The 18,025-nt window shown below is 75.6% G+C and carries 17 protein-coding genes; 10 read left to right on the top strand and 7 right to left on the bottom strand.

Annotated elements, in window-relative coordinates; translation table 11 throughout:
* Positions 1-23: 23 nt before the first annotated feature.
* On the bottom strand, positions 24-440 hold the full coding sequence (locus ACFOWE_RS11130) for a CBS domain-containing protein (protein ID WP_377287177.1): 417 nt from the start codon (positions 438-440) through the stop codon (positions 24-26).
* 163 nt (positions 441-603) lie between these two features.
* Here ACFOWE_RS11130 and ACFOWE_RS11135 point away from each other — a divergent pair, with 163 nt between their 5' ends.
* A complete protein-coding gene (locus ACFOWE_RS11135; RefSeq protein WP_377287178.1) occupies positions 604-2,043 on the top strand; it encodes a DUF2254 family protein in 1,440 nt (479 codons plus the stop codon).
* 72 nt (positions 2,044-2,115) lie between these two features.
* On the opposite strand, the gene ACFOWE_RS11140 is transcribed toward ACFOWE_RS11135, so the two are convergent.
* The 5 genes from ACFOWE_RS11140 to ACFOWE_RS11160 all read right to left on the bottom strand — a co-directional run bounded on the left by ACFOWE_RS11140 (position 2,116) and on the right by ACFOWE_RS11160 (position 7,709).
* Positions 2,116-4,713: an ATP-binding protein gene (locus tag ACFOWE_RS11140; protein ID WP_377287179.1), complete on the bottom strand. Its 2,598-nt coding sequence runs from the start codon at positions 4,711-4,713 to the stop codon at positions 2,116-2,118.
* Positions 4,714-4,836: 123 nt separating this feature from the next.
* Positions 4,837-5,511, bottom strand: coding sequence for a DUF6766 family protein (locus ACFOWE_RS11145; protein ID WP_377287180.1), 675 nt, complete (start codon positions 5,509-5,511; stop codon positions 4,837-4,839).
* Between the two features lie 99 nt (positions 5,512-5,610).
* Entirely contained in the window at positions 5,611-6,003 is a 393-nt protein-coding gene (locus ACFOWE_RS11150) for a hypothetical protein (protein ID WP_377287181.1), read from the bottom strand.
* Positions 6,004-6,114: 111 nt separating this feature from the next.
* Positions 6,115-7,074, bottom strand: coding sequence for a glycosyltransferase (locus tag ACFOWE_RS11155; RefSeq protein WP_377287182.1), 960 nt, complete (start codon positions 7,072-7,074; stop codon positions 6,115-6,117).
* Positions 7,071-7,709, bottom strand: a complete 639-nt coding sequence (locus tag ACFOWE_RS11160; RefSeq protein WP_377287183.1) for a D-glycero-alpha-D-manno-heptose-1,7-bisphosphate 7-phosphatase — start codon at positions 7,707-7,709, stop codon at positions 7,071-7,073. The genes ACFOWE_RS11155 and ACFOWE_RS11160 overlap by 4 nt, the downstream gene beginning before the upstream one ends.
* Before the next feature lie 190 nt (positions 7,710-7,899).
* Here ACFOWE_RS11160 and ACFOWE_RS11165 point away from each other — a divergent pair, with 190 nt between their 5' ends.
* From ACFOWE_RS11165 to ACFOWE_RS11185, 5 genes are read left to right on the top strand one after another with little or no spacing between them, the layout of a single operon-like run.
* Complete coding sequence (locus ACFOWE_RS11165; protein ID WP_377287184.1) at positions 7,900-9,540, top strand: carbamoyltransferase family protein; 1,641 nt, start codon at positions 7,900-7,902, stop codon at positions 9,538-9,540.
* Positions 9,537-10,586 carry a glycosyltransferase family 2 protein gene (locus tag ACFOWE_RS11170; RefSeq protein ID WP_377287185.1) on the top strand — a complete coding sequence of 350 codons (1,050 nt, stop codon included), beginning with the start codon at positions 9,537-9,539 and terminating at the stop codon, positions 10,584-10,586. Before ACFOWE_RS11165 ends, ACFOWE_RS11170 begins: the two co-directional genes overlap by 4 nt.
* A gap of 32 nt (positions 10,587-10,618) precedes the next feature.
* A complete protein-coding gene (locus tag ACFOWE_RS11175; protein WP_377287569.1) occupies positions 10,619-11,767 on the top strand; it encodes a glycosyltransferase family 9 protein in 1,149 nt (382 codons plus the stop codon).
* Positions 11,764-12,972: a glycosyltransferase gene (locus ACFOWE_RS11180; protein ID WP_377287186.1), complete on the top strand. Its 1,209-nt coding sequence runs from the start codon at positions 11,764-11,766 to the stop codon at positions 12,970-12,972. Before ACFOWE_RS11175 ends, ACFOWE_RS11180 begins: the two co-directional genes overlap by 4 nt.
* A gap of 7 nt (positions 12,973-12,979) precedes the next feature.
* Complete coding sequence (locus tag ACFOWE_RS11185; RefSeq protein ID WP_377287187.1) at positions 12,980-13,531, top strand: D-sedoheptulose-7-phosphate isomerase; 552 nt, start codon at positions 12,980-12,982, stop codon at positions 13,529-13,531.
* On the opposite strand, the gene ACFOWE_RS11190 is transcribed toward ACFOWE_RS11185, so the two are convergent.
* Entirely contained in the window at positions 13,468-14,091 is a 624-nt protein-coding gene (locus tag ACFOWE_RS11190) for a hypothetical protein (protein ID WP_377287188.1), read from the bottom strand. The two genes, ACFOWE_RS11185 and ACFOWE_RS11190, sit on opposite strands and share 64 nt — an antisense overlap.
* 172 nt (positions 14,092-14,263) lie before the next feature.
* Here ACFOWE_RS11190 and rfaE2 point away from each other — a divergent pair, with 172 nt between their 5' ends.
* From rfaE2 to ACFOWE_RS11210, 4 genes are all read left to right on the top strand, one after another.
* Complete coding sequence (gene rfaE2 / locus ACFOWE_RS11195) at positions 14,264-14,986, top strand: D-glycero-beta-D-manno-heptose 1-phosphate adenylyltransferase (protein WP_377287189.1); 723 nt, start codon at positions 14,264-14,266, stop codon at positions 14,984-14,986.
* A 147-nt stretch (positions 14,987-15,133) separates the two neighbouring features.
* Positions 15,134-15,817, top strand: coding sequence for an SDR family oxidoreductase (locus ACFOWE_RS11200; protein ID WP_377287190.1), 684 nt, complete (start codon positions 15,134-15,136; stop codon positions 15,815-15,817).
* Positions 15,808-16,950, top strand: a complete 1,143-nt coding sequence (locus tag ACFOWE_RS11205; RefSeq protein WP_377287191.1) for a glycosyltransferase family 9 protein — start codon at positions 15,808-15,810, stop codon at positions 16,948-16,950. The genes ACFOWE_RS11200 and ACFOWE_RS11205 overlap by 10 nt, the downstream gene beginning before the upstream one ends.
* A complete protein-coding gene (locus tag ACFOWE_RS11210; RefSeq protein ID WP_377287192.1) occupies positions 16,947-17,921 on the top strand; it encodes a UDP-glucuronic acid decarboxylase family protein in 975 nt (324 codons plus the stop codon). The genes ACFOWE_RS11205 and ACFOWE_RS11210 overlap by 4 nt, the downstream gene beginning before the upstream one ends.
* Positions 17,922-18,025: the final 104 nt, after the last annotated feature.

An 18,025-nucleotide genomic window follows, 5' to 3' on the forward strand; every position in this document is an offset into this window, starting at 1 on the left:
AGACCGTCGCCGGTCCGGGGCGGTCAGTCGGTGCTGATCGCGTCGAGCAGGTCGCCGACCGGACGGTCGGGGAGCGCCCGGGCCACGTCCGCCAGGGCCACGATCCCGACGAGCTTGTGGCCGTCGATCACCGGCAGCCTGCGCACCTTGTGCGAGGCCATGGTCCGCAGGATCTCACCGGCGTCGTCGTCGGCGCCGATCGTGACGGCCTCGCCCTGGGCCAGCTCGCCGGCCTTGCAGGACGCCGGGTCCTTGCCCCGGGCGAGCACCTTCACCACGATGTCGCGGTCGGTGAGCACGCCCTTGAGCCGGTCGTCCGTACCGCAGATCGGCAGGGAGCCCACGCCCAGGCGGGCCATCTTCCCGGCGGCGTCGAGGACCGTCTCGTCCGCGTTCACGCACTCCGCGTCCGGAGTCATGATCTCCCGTGCGGTCGTCATACTCGCTCCTCTCGCTGGTTCCTCCGATGGGTTTCCGTGAGTTCTGCGGCTTCCCCCCCGCGCCCGGATGAAACCGGCCCGGGGGCCTTCGCCCACCGCTCGCCCTCGCCCGCCCGTCGTTTGCCAGCCGTTTGCCCGCAGGAGGCGGGGGCATTCGAAGGCGATGTCTGAGATATCGCGGTTGAGGCGTTTCGTCCCCGCACAGCAGGACCTCCGGGTCCGGCTCCGGCTCTCGGTCACGGAGTTCCTGTTCACCCCGCTGCTCATGGTGCTCGGGGCCGTCGCCCTGGCGGTGGGCGCCACACTGGTGGACATGTCCTCGCCGGGCTGGCCGCCCGGGGTCCGCGACGCCTTCCTGCGGCTCTTCCCGCACGAGAACCTCCTCTCCATGCTGCGGGTGATCGCGACGGGGCTGGTCACGGTGACCACGCTCACCATCTCCGCCCTCCTGGTGGCGATCTCGCACACCGCCACGACCGTCGCCCCGGTCGTGTTCGACCAGTTCCTGCGGCGCCGCGCGAACCAGGCGTACTTCGGCTACGTCGCCGGCTGCGCGGTCTACGCCTACCTCGTCATGGCCGTCTCCCGCCCGGCGTGGGCCGGGGTGGGGGCGCTGCTGGCCGTCGTGCTGGCCGCCGCGGCGCTCGTCCTGCTGGTCTTCATGGCCTACGTCATGATCGACCAGATGCGCCCGACCTCCGTGGTGCGCTCGATCCAGGACCTGGCCTTCAGGGCGCGCCTGCGCCAGCTCCCGCTGCTGGCCCGCTCCCGTCCCCGGGCCCTCCTCGAGGGCGAGTCCCTGCCGGTGACCACCAGAGCGACCGGCTACGTGGTCGACATCAGCACCGCCCGGCTGGAGAAGCTGCTCGCCCCGGCCGGGGAGGCGGTCGAGGTCTCCTTCCAGGTGCGGATCGGCGACCTGCTCGCCTACGGCGACACCGTCGCCCGCATCCGCGGCGGGGACGAGGCGCAGCGCCGCCGGATCGCCGGCAGCGTCCTCGACTGCGTCACGATCGACCGCGTGCGCAACGCCGACATCGACCCCGACCACGCCATCGAGCAGCTCGGCAACATCGCCTGGGCGGCCACCTCCACCCGGCAGAACCCCGACGTGGCGCTGGCCTCCGTGGGGGCGCTGCGCGACCTGTCGGCCCGGTGCGCCGCGGCCGGGGTCCCGGAGGCCGGGGTGTACGGAGGGCCGCTCCCGGTGGTCTACGACGACGCCCTGCAACGGCGGATCGTGGCGGCGCTGGTGGACCTGGTGGTGGTCAGCACCTCCTCCCGGCAGCACCAGACCTGCGCCGGGGCGCTGTCCACCCTGGCCGAGATCCTGCCGCAGCTGCCGGCGCGCGACCGCGACCTGGCGGTCAAGAGCCTGCAGCGGGCGCTGCCGACCACCCTCTCCCACGTGGCCAGCGTGGAGATGGGCCGCGGCCTGGCCAGGCTGCGCGCCGCCTTCGACACGATCGGCCGGGAGGACATGGCCGACCAGGTCCGGGACATGGGACCGCGCCTGGTCCGGGAGAACGGGCTGGAGGACGACATCATCGACCACATCGACGACCACGACCTCACCGGTCCCCGGCCGTTCCGCTTCCGCTGACCGCGCGGTCCGGTCGCGGCCTTCCCGGCCCGCCGGGACCCGGCCCGCCCCGGCCCGCCCGGGTCCGCTGGGTCAGTGGTCCCCGCCGGTCTGCGGCGCCCCGGTGGGCAGGTGGACGGTGAAGACGGTGCCGCCCCCGTCGCGGGGGGAGGCGGTGATCGTGCCGCCGTGCGCCTCGACGATCGCCTTGGTGATGGGCAGCCCCAGCCCGGTGCCCTTGATGCCGGCCTCCACCGCGTTGGCGGCCCGGAAGAACCGGTCGAACAGCCGCTCGTACTGCTCGGCCGGGATGCCGATGCCGGTGTCGGCGACGGTCAGCGTGACCGCCCCGCTCCGGCACTCCCCGCCGTCGTCGACGTCGATCGTTGCGCCGCAGCCGGCGGCGACGGTGACCGAGCCGCCCTCGGGGGTGTACTTGACGGCGTTGGACAGCAGGTTGTCCAGCACCTGGCGGAGCCGTACCGGATCGCCGTGCACGGGCAGGTGGCGCTCCAGCCGCACGGTGACGGCCAGGCGCTTGGCCTCGGCGGCGGCCCGGTGGTCGTCGACGGCCTGCCGGACCAGCCGGTTCAGCGAGAGCGGGCGGGCGTCGACGCCGATCGTCCCGGTGTCCAGCCGGGCCAGGTCGAGCAGGTCGTCGACCAGGTGCTGCAGGTGGGTGCTCCTGCGGTCGATGACGTCGGCGAACATGCGCTGCTCGTCGTCCAGGCCGGGGTCGTCCAGCAGCATCTCGGCGTAGCTGCGGATCACCGCGATGGGGGAGCGGATCTCGTGGCTGACCAGGGCCACCAGCTCGTCCTTCATCCGGTCCAGGTCGCGCAGCCGGCGGACCTGCTCGCGCTCGGCGGCGAGCAGTTGCTCGCGCTCCTCGGTGATCTCGCGCCGCCCGGTGATGTCGGTGGAGATGCCGTCGACCATGGTCCGGCCGTCCTCGCGGCGGGGCGTGCCCCGGCTCCAGATCCAGCGGATGACGCCGTCCAGGCCGGTGATGCGGTACTCGGCCTCGGCGGGCCTGCCCGCGCGGAACTCGGCGATCATGCCGGCGAAGGTCTGCCGGTCGTCGGGGTGGACGTGGTCGCGGACGTAGACCGCGTCGAAGCCGCGGGGCGCCTGCCCGCCCAGCACCCCGGCGGTGTTCCCGCTCACGTACACCGGGTGCGGCTCGCCGTCGTCGGGGATCTCGAGGGTCCACACCAGGTCGTCGAGCTGGGCGACGACCTGGTCGAAGTGGCGCCGGCTGGCGGTCAGGGCCAGGGCCAGGTCCTCGGCGCGGCGGCGCTCCATGTAACGGCCGACGTGCGCGCAGACGCCGCCGAGCAGGTCGATCAGCTCCTCGTCGCGCTCCTCGACGGTGTCGGCGAAGAAGGTCAGCACGGCCAGGACCCGGTCGCCGCTGCGCACCGGGAGCCCGACGGCGGTGCGCAGGCCGGCGCCGAGCGCCTCCTCGGCGCGGAGCATGTCCTCCGCTCCGGCGCGCAGGTCGCAGATCCAGACGGGGCTGGCGGTGGCCTTCACCCGGCCGGGCAGCCCCTGCCCGCGCCGGACGGTCATCGGGTCGCCGCCGGTGAAGGCGGACAGGTCGAGGTCCGGCCGCGTCCAGGACCCGGTGCGGGTCAGGCGGGTGCCTTTCGGGTCGGCCTGCCAGTACTCGCCGCAGGCCCAGCCGAGCGTGCCGGTGATCGCACCGATCACTCCGCAGGCGGCCTGCTGGGCGGAGGCGGCGTCGGCCAGCGCCCGGACCGTGGCGTGCTGCAGGTCGCGGAGCAGCCGGACGCGGTGCTCGCCGTTGACGTCGTGGGCGACGGCCACCGCGCCGAGCCGGCGCCCGCCGGAGGAGACGATCGGGCGGCCGTTGACCAGATACCGGCGCGGGGGCGCGCCGGGCGGGCGGACCACCACCTCCTGGCCGTCGTAGCGCTCCCGCATCGCCCGGACCAGGGGAAGCTCGTCGACGTCCAGCAGACGCCGGCCCGCGGCGTCGAACAGCCGGTAGGCCCGCGCCCAGATCTCCTGGCCCACCGGCAGTTCCGGCGCCGGGAGGATCTCGCGCATCGGCTGGTTGAAGCGGACGATCCGGCCCTCGGCGTCGCAGGCCGAGACCGGGATGTCCAGGCTGTCCAGCAGCTCCGACAGGAACATCCGCTCCCGCTCCAGCTCCTCGCGGGCCGTCCGCTCGGCCGCCCGCGAGGCGATCTCCGCCTCGGCCATCGCGGCCAGCGCCTCCAGCGTCTCCAGCTCCTGCCGGGTCCAGGGGCGGGGACGGCCGTCGATCACGCACAGGGCGCCCAGCGGGGGGCCGCCGGGGGCGTGCAGCGGCGTGCCGGCGTAGGCGGTCAGCTCGCCCCGGGAGACGGCCCCGATGCCGGCCCAGCGCTCGTCGCCGCGGGCGTCGCCGACCGTCAGCGGGGCGTCGTCGCGGACCAGGTGCCGGCACATGGACTGGGACAGGGGCGTCTGCCGCGAAGGCGGCGACTCGCCGGAACCCGCGGAGCTGACGATCACCTGCCGGTCCTCGGCGATCAGCGTCACCAGGGCGGCGGGCACGTCCAGCAGCCGGACCGCCATCCGGGTCACCTGGTCCAGCAGCGGCGTCTCCGGCGCGTCCAGCAGACCGGTGGCGCGCAGCGCCTCCAGCCGCCGCGCCTCACGCTCCCCGTTCTCCCTCTCCACGGCCCCCGTCTCCCCGGACTCGCCCGCCGACCGTACACGTGGTCGTATTCAGGGTTTATGCCCGTTATCGCGCGAGGGTTTCGTGCCGGAGGCCGCCGACCGGGTGAGCCGGGCGGGCGCGGCTCACCCTTCCACGTCGGTCGCCGTGTGCGGCGCGCCGACCGGCTTGGACTCCGGTGACCCGCGCTGGCGCAGGTAGACGGAGAGCACCACCATCGACAGCACCGCGAGGAACTCCGACTGCCAGTTCTGCAGCGTACGGTCCCAGAAGTCGGCCGAGACGACGTACTCGCCCCAGGTCAGCGGGTCCTGCAGCCGGGAGAGCCGCTCGGAGTTCCAGCTCGCCAGCCCCGCCACCGACTGGGCCAGCCAGGACAGGGCGAAGACCAGCCCCATCACCGCGCCGAGGGAGTTGCCGTACAGCGTCTGCCGCAGGCCGGTCGCCTTCGCCCAGCGGGGGCTGCCGGGCTCGGCGTGCCGGCCGACCTGCTGGTCGGCGTCGCTCTCCGGGCCCTCCTTGCCGGGCTTCTTCGACTCCGGGGAGCCGCGCTGCACCCACCAGACGGTGGCCAGGATGAAGAGCAGGAACTGCAGGTACTCCGACTGCCAGTTCTCCGCGACGTCGACGGCGAAGTCCGCGGAGGTGACGTACCCGAGCCAGGAGACCCGCGCCCCGCCCTCGGCGAGCTGCCGGTCGTTGTAAGCCGCGGTCCCGGCCACCGACTGCCCGGCCAGCGCCAGCACGAACAGGACCAGGAAGAACAGGCTGAGCGCGTTGTCCCTGGCGAAGCGCCTCACGGATCCTCCCCTCCTACCGGCGCAGCAGGCCGAGGGCGAAGAAGTACGCCAGGCCGACCACGATGATCACGAGGGTCGCGACGAACATCACCCGCACGCTCATCCCTCCACCTCGCACGAGTACGGCAGCGCGCCGCGCGGACGGCAGCCGGCCGCCCGGACCAGCCAGCCCTGCGGGAAGCGGTGCAGGAAGACGGTGTCACGCGCCAGCCGCACCCGGGCCTCGTCCCCCCAGACCTCGGCCGTGCCCGGCGCGCCGCCCGGCAGGTCGAGCTCGAGCACGGCCTGCCCGCACGTCCGCCCGCCGGAGCGCACCCCCTCGGCGGCCTCGGGGGCGAGCAGCGCGCACGCCCGCTCGCCCTGCCCGGCCGCCACCGCAGCGTAGAAGTGCCCCACCGTCCGCAGGGCGGGCTCCCGCTCGGCGGAGGCGCACCCCGTCAGGGCCGCCCCCGCCGCCGTCACCACCGTCACCAGGACGACTCTCATGTTCACCGCCGCCCCCTACCCCTGTGATCACGGAAGTCACCTGGGAGGACGGGGCCACCGCGAAGGACCGTGCCCGGCCGTGCGCCGGCTGTGCGCCGGCCGTGTCCGGGTCGCGTCTCAGCCGCCGGCGACCTCGCCGATCAGGCGGTCCCAGTCGGCCAGGAAACGGTCGAGGCCGTAGCGGGCCAGCGCCGCCGCCCGGGCGTGCTTGCCGACCTGCCGGGCCAGCTCCGGCTCCCCGGCGAAGGCCTCCAGCGCGGCGACGAGGACGGGGAGGCGGGTCGAGACCACCCCCGCCTCCGGCGGGACCGCCTCCACCGCCTCCGTGGCGGCCAGCGCCACGACCGGCATGCCGATCATCATGGCCTCGATGAGGGAGAGCCCGAGGGAGGTCCACCGGTACGGGTGCAGGTAGACCCGGCGCCGGGCGAGCTCGGCGTGCATCCGCGCCTGCGGCAGGTCCTCGAAGGCCCCGACGGGCACGCCCAGATGGTCCGCCAGGCCGGTGACCCGCATGCCGAACACGTCCAGCGGCACCTCCTCGGCGAACTGCGGGAGCAGGTCGGTGCCGGCGACCCGCTCGCGCCGGACCGGCTCGTTGACGACGACGCCGGCCCGGGGCAGCTCGCCGGTGTACAGGTGGCCGGGGTCGAGCACGCCGTGCTCGATGACCCGGACCGGGGCGCGGCCGTTGTCCCAGAACAGGGCGTTGAAGTTCGTCACGTGGACGACCGGGACGTCCGCGCGGTCGGCCAGCGGGTGCCGGGTGGCCGGGGCGTCGCCCCTGGGCGTGTTGTGCTCGACGTAGACGGCCGGCACGTCCCGGCCCGGGCGCCGGCCCAGCCAGCGCCCGGCCAGCTCGAGCTCGTGCGGGCGCTGCAGGACGACCAGGTCGACCTCCTCGCCGCGGAGCAGGTCGGCGGGCACCTCCCGCACCGCGTCCGGCCAGGGGAAGGTGCGGGCCCGGCCGCGCCCGTCGGGGCACCGGTCCGGGGTGAGCGGGACCAGGTAGTCGTGGCGCCCGTGGACGAAGGACGTGGTCCACGAGCCGTGCACGTGCCAGAGCAGGATCCTCACCGCGCCACCTCCCAGTCCGGCCGCACCCCGGGCCGCGTGTCCGGTCGCAGGCCCGGCACGGTCGCGGCCGCCCGGCCGCCCGGCGGCTCCGGCCGTACCCCGGGCACGGCCCCGCCGAGCGCCAGCTCGACCGCGGCGGCCAGGTCGGGGGCGACCTCTCCGGCGGCGGCGACCTCCCCGGGCAGCGTCACGGCCGTGGGCACCAGGATGCCGCGTGCCCCGGCCGCGCGGGCGGCGTCCATGTCGCGGCCGATGTCCCCGATCACCACGCAGTCGCCGGGATCCACGCCCAGCGCCCGCGCCGCCGCCAGGATCAGCCCGGGGGCGGGCTTGCGGCAGCCGCAGCCGTCGGCGTCGTCGTGGCGGCACACCGCCCAGGCGTCGAACGGCCCGAGCAGCTCCTCGACGCGGGCGTTGACCGCCGCCAGCTCCCCTTCGGTGATCAGGCCCCGCGCGACGCCCGACTGGTTGGTGACGACGCCCAGCGGGATCCCCTCGCCGCGGAGCCGGTCCAGGACCTCCCGGGCGCCGGGCACGGGCTCGACCAGCTCGGGCCGGCGGTTGTACGGGACGTCGTTCACCAGTGTGCCGTCACGGTCGAAAAGGATGGCGGCTGGTCGTTCGTCGTGCGGCACGTCGTACCTCCCGGATGGGTCTCCTCCACGATTTCCTCTGTTGCCCGTTTACGTGGGACTTAACCGAGAAAACAACTACTCAGAGTGACAACGTGCTGGTTGCACCCCGTCTAGCTGCACTTCTACCGGGGTGTGGTGTTTGAGAAGCGCTTCTCTCGGTAGTGACGAGGTGTCTGCGAAAGGCGAGTGCATGAAATTCCTGGGACTGAACGCGATCTTTCACGACCCGGCGGCGGCGCTCGTCGTCGACGGCGAGGTGGTGGCCGCGGCAGAGGAGGAGCGCTTCAGCCGCCGCAAGCACGGCAAGCGCCCGGTGCCCTTCTCGGCCTGGGAGCTGCCCGAGCAGGCGGCTGCCTGGTGCCTGGCCCGGGCGGGGCTGAAGCCCGAGGACCTGGACGCCGTCGCCTACTCCTACGACCCCGCGCTGGTCCGGCCCGGACAGCAGGGGCTCGACGCGCGCTGGGAGGACCTGCGCACCACCTACGCCCGGCGGGCCCCGTACTTCCTGGCCACCGCGCTGCCCGGCCTGGACCCGGCGCAGGTCCGCTACGTGCCCCACCACGTCGCGCACGCCGCCTCGGCCGGGCTGGCCGCGCCGTACCGCGACTCGGCCGTCCTGGTCTGCGACGGGCGCGGCGAGGCCGTCTCCCACCTGGCCGGCCGCTACGCCGACGGCGAGCTGTCCGTGCTGGCCGCCCAGGAGCTGCCGCACTCGCTCGGCCTGATGTACGAGGAGGTCACCGAGCACCTCGGCTTCATGCGCTCCAGCGACGAGTACAAGGTCATGGCGCTGGCCTCCTACGGCGAGCCGCGCTTCCTCGGCGAGCTGCGCGAGCTGATCTACACCACCGGCGACGGCGGGTTCCGCGTCGAGCCGATCGACTGGGCCGGCTACGCCAAGCGGCTCGGCAGGGGCGACACCTGGTCGGAGGACCACGCCGACCTCGCCGCCAGCGTGCAGAAGCGGCTGGAGGAGGTCCTGCTGGAGCTCGCCGGCTGGCTCCACGAGCGCACCGGCGAGCGCCGCCTGACCATGGCCGGGGGAGTGGCGCTCAACTGCGTCGCCAACACGCGCCTGCTCGCCGAGGGCCCCTTCGACGAGCTCTGGGTCCAGCCCGCCGCCGGCGACGCCGGCACCGCGCTCGGCGGCGCGCTCCACCTCGCCCAGGCGTTCGGGGAGCCGGCCGCGCCGATGCCCGGCGCCGACCTCGGCCGGGGCTGGACCGACGAGGAGCTGGCCGCCTGGCTCGGCGCCGCGCGCGTGCCGTACGAGCGTCCCGCCGATCTGGCCGCGGCGGTCGCCGCCGAGCTGGCCGCCGACCGCATCGTCGCCTGGTTCCAGGGGCGCAGCGAGTACGGCCCGCGCGCGCTCGGCCGGCGCTCGCTGATGGCCCATCCCGGCCGGGCGGCCAACACCGAGCGGCTCAACGACGTCAAGGGGCGCGAGCAGTTCCGCCCGATCGCCCCGATGGTGCTCGCCGAGCGCGCTCACGAGATCTTCACCCGGGGGCCGGTCCCCAGCCCCTACATGCTCTTCGTCCACGACGTGCGCCCCGAGTGGCGCGACCGGATCCCCGCCGTCGTGCACGTCGACGGCACCGCCCGGATCCAGACCGTGGACCGGGCCGCCGACCCGCTGCTGGCCCGGATGCTGAGCGAGTTCGAGGCCAGGACCGGGCTGCCGGTCGTGGTCAACACCAGCCTCAACACCGCCGGCCGGCCCATGGTGGACGACCCGCGCGACGCGCTGGAGTGCTTCGGCTCCGCCCCGGTCGACCTGCTGGTGCTCGGGCCGTACCTCATCCGCCGGGGACAGGTGTTCGCCTCATGATCACCGTGGTCATCCCGACGATCGGCCGCCCCACCCTCACCGCCACCCTGGCGGCGCTGGCCCCGGAGACCGACGTCATCGTGGTCGACGACCGCCCGGACCCGATCCCGGCGGCCGGGGGCGGACCCGGAGCCCTGGAGGCCCTGGAGGCGCTGGAGACCCCCGCCTCCGCGCCCGGCGGACCGCCCTTCACCGGCCCCGCCTCGCTCGGCGCCGACGCCGACGTGCTGACCGCCGCGGTGGCGGCCGGCGACCGGGTCAGGGTCCTGCGCTCCGGCGGCCGGGGACCCGCCGCGGCCCGCAACACCGGCTGGCGGGCGGCGACCACGCCGTGGGTCGTCTTCCTCGACGACGACGTGGTCCCCGAGCCCGGCTGGGACAAGGCGGTCCGCGCCGACCTGGAGGACCTGCCCGCCGACGTGGGGGGCAGCCAGGGACGCATCGAGGTGCCGCTCCCGGCCGGCCGCAGGCCCACCGACGCCGAGCGCAACACCGCGGGCCTGGCGCACGCCGACTGGATCACCGCGGACATGGCCTACCGGCGCGAGGCGCTGGAGCGGACCGGCGGTTTCGACGAGCGTTTCCCGCGCGCCTACCGGGAGGACGCCGACCTGGCGCTGCGCGTGCAGGCCGCCGGATACCGGCTGGTCAAGGGCGAGCGCGTCACCCGGCACCCGGTCCGCGACGACGGCTTCTGGGCCAGCGTGCGCTTCCAGCGCGGGAACGCCGACGACGCGCTCATGCGGCGCGTGCACGGCCCCGGCTGGCGGAAGCTGCTCGGCGGCGCGCCCGGCAGGCTCCGCCGCCACGCCGCCGTCACCGCGTGCGGGCTGCTCGCGGCGGGGGCGGCCCTGGCCGGCCGGCGTCGGACGGCCGGCGCCGCCGCGGCGGCGTGGGCGCTGCTGACCGCCGAGTTCGCCTGGGCGCGCATCGCCCCCGGCCCGCGCACCGGCGAGGAGATCTGGCGGATGGCGGTGACCAGCGCGGTCATCCCCCCGGCGGCCTGCGCGCACCGCCTGCGCGGAGAGCTGAGGGTGCGCCGGTGACGGGCACTCCCACGGGTCCGGAGCCGGACCCGATGTCCGACCGCGCGCCGGATCCCGGGACTGGCCCCGGGATCGGCACGGTCCTGGTGGCGCGGCCCGACAACGCCGGGGACGTGCTGCTGGCCGGGCCCGCGATCCGAGCGGTCGCCGCCCGGGCGCGGGAGGTCGTGCTGCTGGCCGGCCCGTACGGCCGCGCCGCGGGCGAGCTCCTGCCGGGCGTGTCCCGGGTGCTGGAGTGGCGGACCCCGTGGATCGACCCGGGCGCGCCGCCGGTGACCTCGGAGCACGTCGCCCGGCTGGTCGACGAGGTCCGGCGGATCGCCCCGGAGCAGGCGCTGATCTTCACCTCCTTCCACCAGTCGGCGCTCCCGCTCGCGCTGCTGCTCCGGCTGGCGGGCGTGCCCCGCACCGCCGCGATCAGCAACGACTACCCCGGCTCGCTGCTCGACGTGCGGCACGTCGTCGACGAGGACGTGGACGTGCCGGAGGCCGAGCGCATGCTCGGCCTGGCCCGGGCGGCAGGGTTCGAGCTCCCGGCCGGCGACGACGGCCGGCTCGCCGTGCGGCGGCCGCTGCCCGGCGTCGCGCACCTGACCGGTCCGCCCGGCTACGTGGCCGTGCACCCGGGCGTCTCGGCGCCCGCGCGGGCGTGGCCGGCCGGGCACTGGGCCAGGCTGGTCCGGCTCCTGGCCGCGCAGGGGCACCGGGTCGTGGTCACCGGCGGCCCCGGCGAGCGCGCGCTGACGGCCGAGATCACCGGGACGGCGCCCGGCGTCGGCCCCGGCGGGCTCGGCGGGACGGCCTCCGGGGGCGCCGGTGCGGACGGGCTTCTCGGCGCGCCGGGGAGCGTCACCGACCTCGGCGGGCGGACGAGCCTGGCCGAACTCGCGGCGGTCCTGGAAGGGGCGTGCGCGGTCGTCGCGGCCAACACCGGCCCCGCGCACCTGGCGGCCGCGGTCGGCACCCCCGTGGTCAGCCTCTTCGCCCCCGTCGTCCCGGCCGCCCGCTGGGCGCCGTACGGCGTGCGGTCCGTCGTCCTCGGTGACCAGCACGCCCCCTGCCGGGCCACCAGGGCCAGGACCTGCCCGGTCCCCGGCCATCCCTGTCTGACGTCCGTCCAGGCCGAGCAGGTCGCACAGGCGGTCCGCCGCGTGGCCGTACCAAGGGAGGTAGCCGTATGAGGATCGCGCTCGTCTCAGAGCACGCGAACCCACTCGCCGCCATCGGCGGAGTCGACGCCGGAGGACAGAACGTGCACGTCGCGGCGCTCGCCGCCGCGCTGGCGGACCGCGGTCACGAGATCGTCGTCTACACCCGGCGTGACCATCCCGCCGTCCCCGCCCGGGTGCCGCTGCGCCCCGGGGTGACCGTGGAGCACGTGCCCGCCGGGCCCGCCGCGCACGTGCCCAAGGACGAGCTGCCGCCGTACATGCCGGCCTTCGCCGAGCACCTGCGGCGGCGCTGGCGCCGGTGGCGGCCCGACGTGGCGCACGCCCACTTCTGGATGAGCGGGCAGGTCGCGCTGGAGGCCGCCCGGCCGCACGGCGTGCCGGTGGTGCAGACCTTCCACGCCCTCGGCACCGTCAAGCGGCGCTGGCAGGGCACGGCCGACACCAGCCCGCCCCAGCGCGTCACCGTCGAGACCGGCATCGGCCGCACGGCCCAGATGACCGTCGCCACCTGCACCGACGAGGTGAACGAACTGGTCGCGATGGGCGTGCCCGCCGAGAAGATCACAGTCGTGCCGTGCGGGGTCGACCTCGAGCTGTTCCACCCGGACGGCCCCGCCGCCCCCCGCGGGGCACGCCCGCGGATCCTCAGCATCGGGCGCATGGTGCCCCGCAAGGGCGTCGGCACCGTCATCGAGGCCCTGCGCGGCCTGCCCGGGGCCGAGCTGGTCGTCGCCGGGGGCTCGCCCGACGACGAGGAGACGAAGCGGCTGCGGGACCTGGCCGCCGCGCACGGCCTGGCGGACCGGGTGCACGTGATCGGCAGCGTCGGCCGCGCCGACGTGCCCGCCCTGATGCGCTCGGCCGACGCCATGGTCAGTGTGCCCTGGTACGAGCCGTTCGGCATCGCCGTCGTGGAGGCCATGGCCTGCGGGGTCCCCGTGGTCGCCTCCGCGGTCGGCGGGCACCTGGACACCGTGGCGGGCTGCGGGATGCTGGTCCCGCCCCGCCGCCCGCGCGCCCTCGCCCGCGCCCTGCGGGACCTGCTGGACCGTCCCGACCTGCGCGCGGGACTCGCCCTGGCCGGCGAGCGCCGCGCCAGGTCCCAGTACGGCTGGCCCCGGATCGCCGAGCGCACCGAGGCCGTCTACCTCGACGTGATCACCGGTCACCCCAGCAGGGGCCGGAACCGGATCGCCGCCGCCGCGGGAGGCTGAGGAGAGCATGCACCCACACCTGTCACGCCTGAGCGCAGCACTCGCCGCGGTGGACGGCGAGACCGAGACCATATCCGTCTGGGGCCGCAAGCTCGCGGCCGTGCTCACGCAGGGAGGCCGCCTGCTCGCCTGCGGCAACGGCGGCTCCGCCGCCGAGGCCCAGCACCTGACCGCGGAGCTGGTCGGCCGATTCCGCGACGACCGCCGCCCCTACGCGGCGATCCCGCTGCACGCCGACACCTCCACCGTCTCCGCGATCGCCAACGACTTCGGCGCGGAGGAGGTGTACGCCCGCCAGGTGCGGGCGCACGGCCGCCCGGGTGACGTGCTGATGTGCCTGTCCACCAGCGGATCCAGCCCGAACGTGCTGGCCGCCGCGCGAGCCGCGCGGGAGTGCGGCATCACGACCTGGGCGCTGACCGGCCCGGCCCCCAACCCGCTCGCCGAGCTCTGCGACGACGCCCTCCCCGTCGCGGCCCCCGACACCGCGACCGTTCAGGAGGTGCACCTCGCCGTGATCCACATGCTCTGCGACGCACTCGAGGAGGCCTGCTCATGAGGCCCGGTCCGCTCGTCGTCGTCGGCGACACCCTGCTCGACGTGGACGTCGAGGGCGAGGCCGAGCGGCTCTGCCCCGACGCGCCCGTGCCCGTCGTGGCCGCCGGCCCCGGCCGCCGCCGCCCCGGCGGGGCGGGGCTCGCCGCGCTGCTCGCGGCCCGGACCGGGGCCGAGGTCGTCCTGGTCACCGCGCTCGGCGACGACGAGGCCGGGTGGTGGCTGCGGGAGTCCCTCTCCGAGGTGATGGAGGTGGTGCCGCTCCCGCTGCGGGGCGGGACCGTCACCAAGACCCGGATCCGGGCCGCCGGCCAGACCCTGCTCCGCGTCGACACCGGCGACGGCCGGGCGCACGCGGGCGGCGGGGAACGCGTGGACGGCGAACGGGCCGTGAACGGGACCCGGAACCGCCCCGGGGACCTCGGCGCCCGGCGGACCGCCGCGGCGCTGCACGGAGCGGGCGCCGTCCTGGTCTCCGACTACGGCCGCGGGACCGTGCGGGCCGTGCGGGACGCGCTGGAGCGGGTGATCGCCGCGGGCACGCCCGTGGTCTGGGATCCGCACCCGCGCGGTGACGCCCCGGTCCCCGGCTGCGCGCTCGTCACCCCCAACGAGGCCGAGGCCCGGCTGCTGTGCGCGCCGGAGCCGTACACCTCGCCCGAGCAGGCCGCCCGCCGCCTGGCCCGGACGACGGCCGCCGAGGCNNGCCGCCGTCACACTGGGCGAGCGCGGCGCCGTGGTCGTACGGCGCGGCGGCGCGGCCGTCCGCGTCCCGGCGCCCCCGGTGACGGCCCGGCCGGACACGTGCGGAGCGGGGGACCGGTTCGCCGGAGCCGCCGCGCTGGCGCTGCGCGCCGGAGCCCGTGCCGAGGACGCCGTCGCGGAGGCGGTGCGCGAGGCCGGGCGCTTCGTGGAGGGCGGGGGAGCCGCGGCCGTCCGGGCGCCCGACCCCAGGACCGCCGCCCGCCGCCCCGCGGCGCGGCTCCCCGCGCTGGGCGACCGGCCGCGCACCGCGCTGGAGGTCGCCGAGGTGGTCCGGGAGTCCGGAGGCCGGCTGGTGGCCACCGGCGGCTGCTTCGACCTGCTGCACGCCGGCCACGTCAGCCTGCTGCGCCGGGCCCGGGCGCTGGGCGACGCGCTGATCGTCTGCGTCAACTCCGACGACTCCGTCCGCCGCCTCAAGGGACCCGGCCGCCCCGTCGTGGGGGAGGAGGACCGCATCGAGGTGCTGCGCGCGCTGGGCTGCGTCGACGCGGTAGCGCTCTTCGACGAGGGCACGCCGGCCGCAGTGATCGAGCGGCTCCGGCCCGACGTGTGGGTCAAGGGCGGCGACTACACCGAGTCCGACCTGCCCGAGGCCGGGACCGTACGCCGCGCGGGCGGCGAGGTCGTCATCCTCCCGCTCGTCCCCGGGCAGTCCACGACCGGGCTGATCGCCGCCGCCCGCGCGGCGCTGTGAGACGCCCGCCGCGGGCTGCCCGGACCACCGCGGCTCCGGCGTGACCGGAGAGACCTGAGAGACCTGAGAGATCCATGAAACCTGTGAGACCTGTGAGGCGCACGACCGTGTGACCTGGGAGACCTGTGAGACCGGAGGAACCTTCAGATGCTGGGAAACATATTGATCACCGGTGGCGCGTCCGGCCTGGGCCTCGCCTGTGCCGAGGCAGTGGCCAAGGCCGGGGGCCGCCCGCTGGTGGTGGACGTCGACACCCCCGCCTACGACGTCGAGTACGCGACGGCGGACCTGTCCGACCGCCACCAGGCCGAGCGGGCCGTGACCGAGCTGGCGGAGCGGGCCGGGGGCCGGCTCGACGGCGTCGTCACCGCCGCGGGCACCGACGCCTGCGGACGCCTGGACGACGTGCCCGCCGACCGGTGGGAGCGGGTGATCCAGGTCAACCTGCTGGGCACCGCCTCGGTGGTCCGGGCCGCCCTGCCGTACCTGAAGGCCTCCCGCGGAAAGGTCGTGACCTGCGCCTCCACCCTCGGGCTGCGCGCGCTGAGCGACGCCACCGCCTACTGCGCCTCCAAGTTCGCCGTCGTCGGGTTCACCCGGGCGCTCGCGGCCGAGCTCGCCGGGCAGGTGGGCGTGACCCTGCTGATCCCCGGCGGCATGCAGACCCACTTCTTCGACGACCGGGACGAGCAGTACAAGCCGGGACCCGACGCGCGGCTCAACAAGCCGGAGGACGTGGCCGCGGCCGTGGTGTTCGCGCTCGGCCAGCCGGAGGGCTGCGAGGTCCGGGAGCTCGTCGTCTGCCCGTCCACGGAGACGTCATGGCCGTGATCCGGGACGACGGCGCCGGGAACGGGCTCGGGAACGGGTCCGGCCACGGTACCGGGGACGGCCTGCACGCCGGGCTCGGGCTCGGGAACGGGACCGGGGACGGTACCGGGGACGGTCTGCGTGCCGGGAACGGGCACGGCACGGCGGTCCGCTCCGGGAACGGGCACGGCGCGGCGTCGTTCCGCTACGGGCGGCCCACACTGCTGGCGCTGCGCGCGCTGGGCCTCGGCGACCTGCTCACCGCCGTGCCCGCGCTACGGGCGCTGCGGCGCGCCTTCCCCGGCCACCGGATCGTGCTGGCCGCCCCGGCCGCGCTGGCGGAACTGCTGCCGCTGATCGGCGCCGTCGACGAGCTGTGCGACGTGCCGGGCCCCGAACCGGCTCCGGAGCGGGTGCCCGTCGAGGCCCCCGCGATAGCGGTCAACCTGCACGGCAGGGGCCCGCAGAGCACGAGAGCGCTGCTCGGCACGGGCCCGGAGCGCCTGCTGTCCCACGCGCACCCGGACGTGCCCGGCGTGGCGGGGCCGCGCTGGCGGGCCGAGGTCCACGAGGTGCGGCGCTGGTGCGACCTGCTCGGCTGGTACGGAATCCCCGCCGATCCCGGCGACCTGTACCTGGCCGATCCCGCCGGGCCGGGCGGGGCGCACACCGGGCCGGTCGTGGTGCACCCGGGCGCGGCCCACCCGTCCCGGCGCTGGCCGCCGGAGCGCTTCGCGCACGTCGTGTCAGGCCTGCGCGAGGCGGGGCACGAGGTGGTGGTCACCGGGGGCCTGGCCGAGCACGGCCTGGCCCGGCAGGTGGCCGACCTGGCCGGCCTGCCCGCCGAGCACGTGCTCGCCGGCCGTACCGGCCTGGCGGACCTGGCCGCGCTGGTGGCCCGCGCCCGCCTGGTCGTCTGCGGCGACACCGGCGTCGCCCACCTGGCCGGCGCGTTCGCCACCCCGTCGGTGGTGCTGTTCGGACCCATCCCGCCCGCCCTGTGGGGACCGCCGCCCGGTGGACCGCACACCGCGATCTGGGCCGGGTTACGCGGAGACCCCCATGGAGAGCGGCCCGACCCCGGGCTGCTGCGGATCGAGGCCCCGCGGGTCCTCGAGGCCGCGCTCGACCGACTGGAGGTGACCGTCAGATGAGGACTCCTGTCCACCGCCGTGCGGTGGTGACCGGCGGAGCCGGCTTCCTCGGCTCATATCTGTGCGAGCGGCTGCTGGAGCGCGGGGCGGAGGTGATCTGCATGGACAACTTCCTGACCGGCTCCCCGGACAACGTCGCCCACCTGATGGGCCGGCCGGCGTTCCGGCTCGTCGAATGCGACCTCACCGAGTTCGTCCACGTCTCCGGCGACGTCGACCTGGTGCTGCACTTCGCCTCCGCGGCCTCCCCGGTGGACTACCTGCGCCACCCGATCGAGACGCTGAAGGTCGGCAGCCTCGGCACCCTGCACGCCCTCGGCCTGGCGAAGGAGAAGGGCGCCCGGTTCGTGCTCGCCTCCACCAGCGAGGTTTACGGCGACCCGCTGGAGCACCCGCAGCGCGAGGAGTACTGGGGCAACGTCAACCCGGTCGGGCCGCGCAGCGTCTACGACGAGGCCAAACGCTTCGCCGAGTCGCTGACCACCGCCTACCGCAACTCCCGCGGGGTCGACACGGCGATCGTGCGGATCTTCAACACCTACGGGCCGAGGATGCGCCCTCACGACGGCCGGGCCATTCCCACCTTCATCCGCCAGGCGCTGGCCGGTGAGCCGATCACCGTCGCGGGCGACGGCGGCCAGACCCGCTCCGTCTGCTACGTCACCGACACGGTCGAGGGCATCCTCGCCCTGGCCGGCAGCGACTTCACCGGGCCGGTCAACATCGGCAACCCGGCGGAGCTGAGCATGCTGGAGCTCGCCAAGACGATCCGCGACCTGACCGGGTCGTCCTCGCCGATCAAATTCGTCGAGCGTCCCGCTGACGACCCGGCCGTCCGCCGTCCCGACACCTCGCTGGCCGCCGAGCGGCTGGGCTGGCGGCCGACGGTCGACGTCATCGACGGGCTGCGCCGCACCATCGGATGGTTCACCGAGAAACTCCGCGAGCCCGAGCCCCTGGCCCGCCGCTGATGGCCCCGCCCCGGCGGCCCATCCCGGCGCGGGCCGCCGGTGTCACCGGCTGACGGCCGTGTCCCCACGGTAGGCCCCCAGGAACGTACGGGCGGCCGGGGCCG

The sequence above is a fragment of the Planomonospora corallina genome, from assembly GCF_042650625.1.
GTDB classification, from domain to species: domain Bacteria; phylum Actinomycetota; class Actinomycetes; order Streptosporangiales; family Streptosporangiaceae; genus Planomonospora_B; species Planomonospora_B corallina.

What these genes read in the sequence shown, in the direction of transcription:
- ACFOWE_RS11175 (WP_377287569.1), top strand. Translation starts at nt 10,619, where the DNA reads ATGTCCGACCGCGCGCCGGATCCCGGGACTGGCCCCGGGATCGGCACG.
- ACFOWE_RS11180 (WP_377287186.1), top strand. Translation starts at nt 11,764, where the DNA reads ATGAGGATCGCGCTCGTCTCAGAGCACGCGAACCCACTCGCCGCCATC.
- ACFOWE_RS11185 (WP_377287187.1), top strand. Translation starts at nt 12,980, where the DNA reads ATGCACCCACACCTGTCACGCCTGAGCGCAGCACTCGCCGCGGTGGAC.
- ACFOWE_RS11165 (WP_377287184.1), top strand. Translation starts at nt 7,900, where the DNA reads ATGAAATTCCTGGGACTGAACGCGATCTTTCACGACCCGGCGGCGGCG.
- ACFOWE_RS11205 (WP_377287191.1), top strand. Translation starts at nt 15,808, where the DNA reads ATGGCCGTGATCCGGGACGACGGCGCCGGGAACGGGCTCGGGAACGGG.
- ACFOWE_RS11130 (WP_377287177.1), bottom strand. Translation starts at nt 440, where the DNA reads ATGACGACCGCACGGGAGATCATGACTCCGGACGCGGAGTGCGTGAAC.
- ACFOWE_RS11200 (WP_377287190.1), top strand. Translation starts at nt 15,134, where the DNA reads ATGCTGGGAAACATATTGATCACCGGTGGCGCGTCCGGCCTGGGCCTC.
- ACFOWE_RS11135 (WP_377287178.1), top strand. Translation starts at nt 604, where the DNA reads ATGTCTGAGATATCGCGGTTGAGGCGTTTCGTCCCCGCACAGCAGGAC.
- ACFOWE_RS11210 (WP_377287192.1), top strand. Translation starts at nt 16,947, where the DNA reads ATGAGGACTCCTGTCCACCGCCGTGCGGTGGTGACCGGCGGAGCCGGC.
- ACFOWE_RS11170 (WP_377287185.1), top strand. Translation starts at nt 9,537, where the DNA reads ATGATCACCGTGGTCATCCCGACGATCGGCCGCCCCACCCTCACCGCC.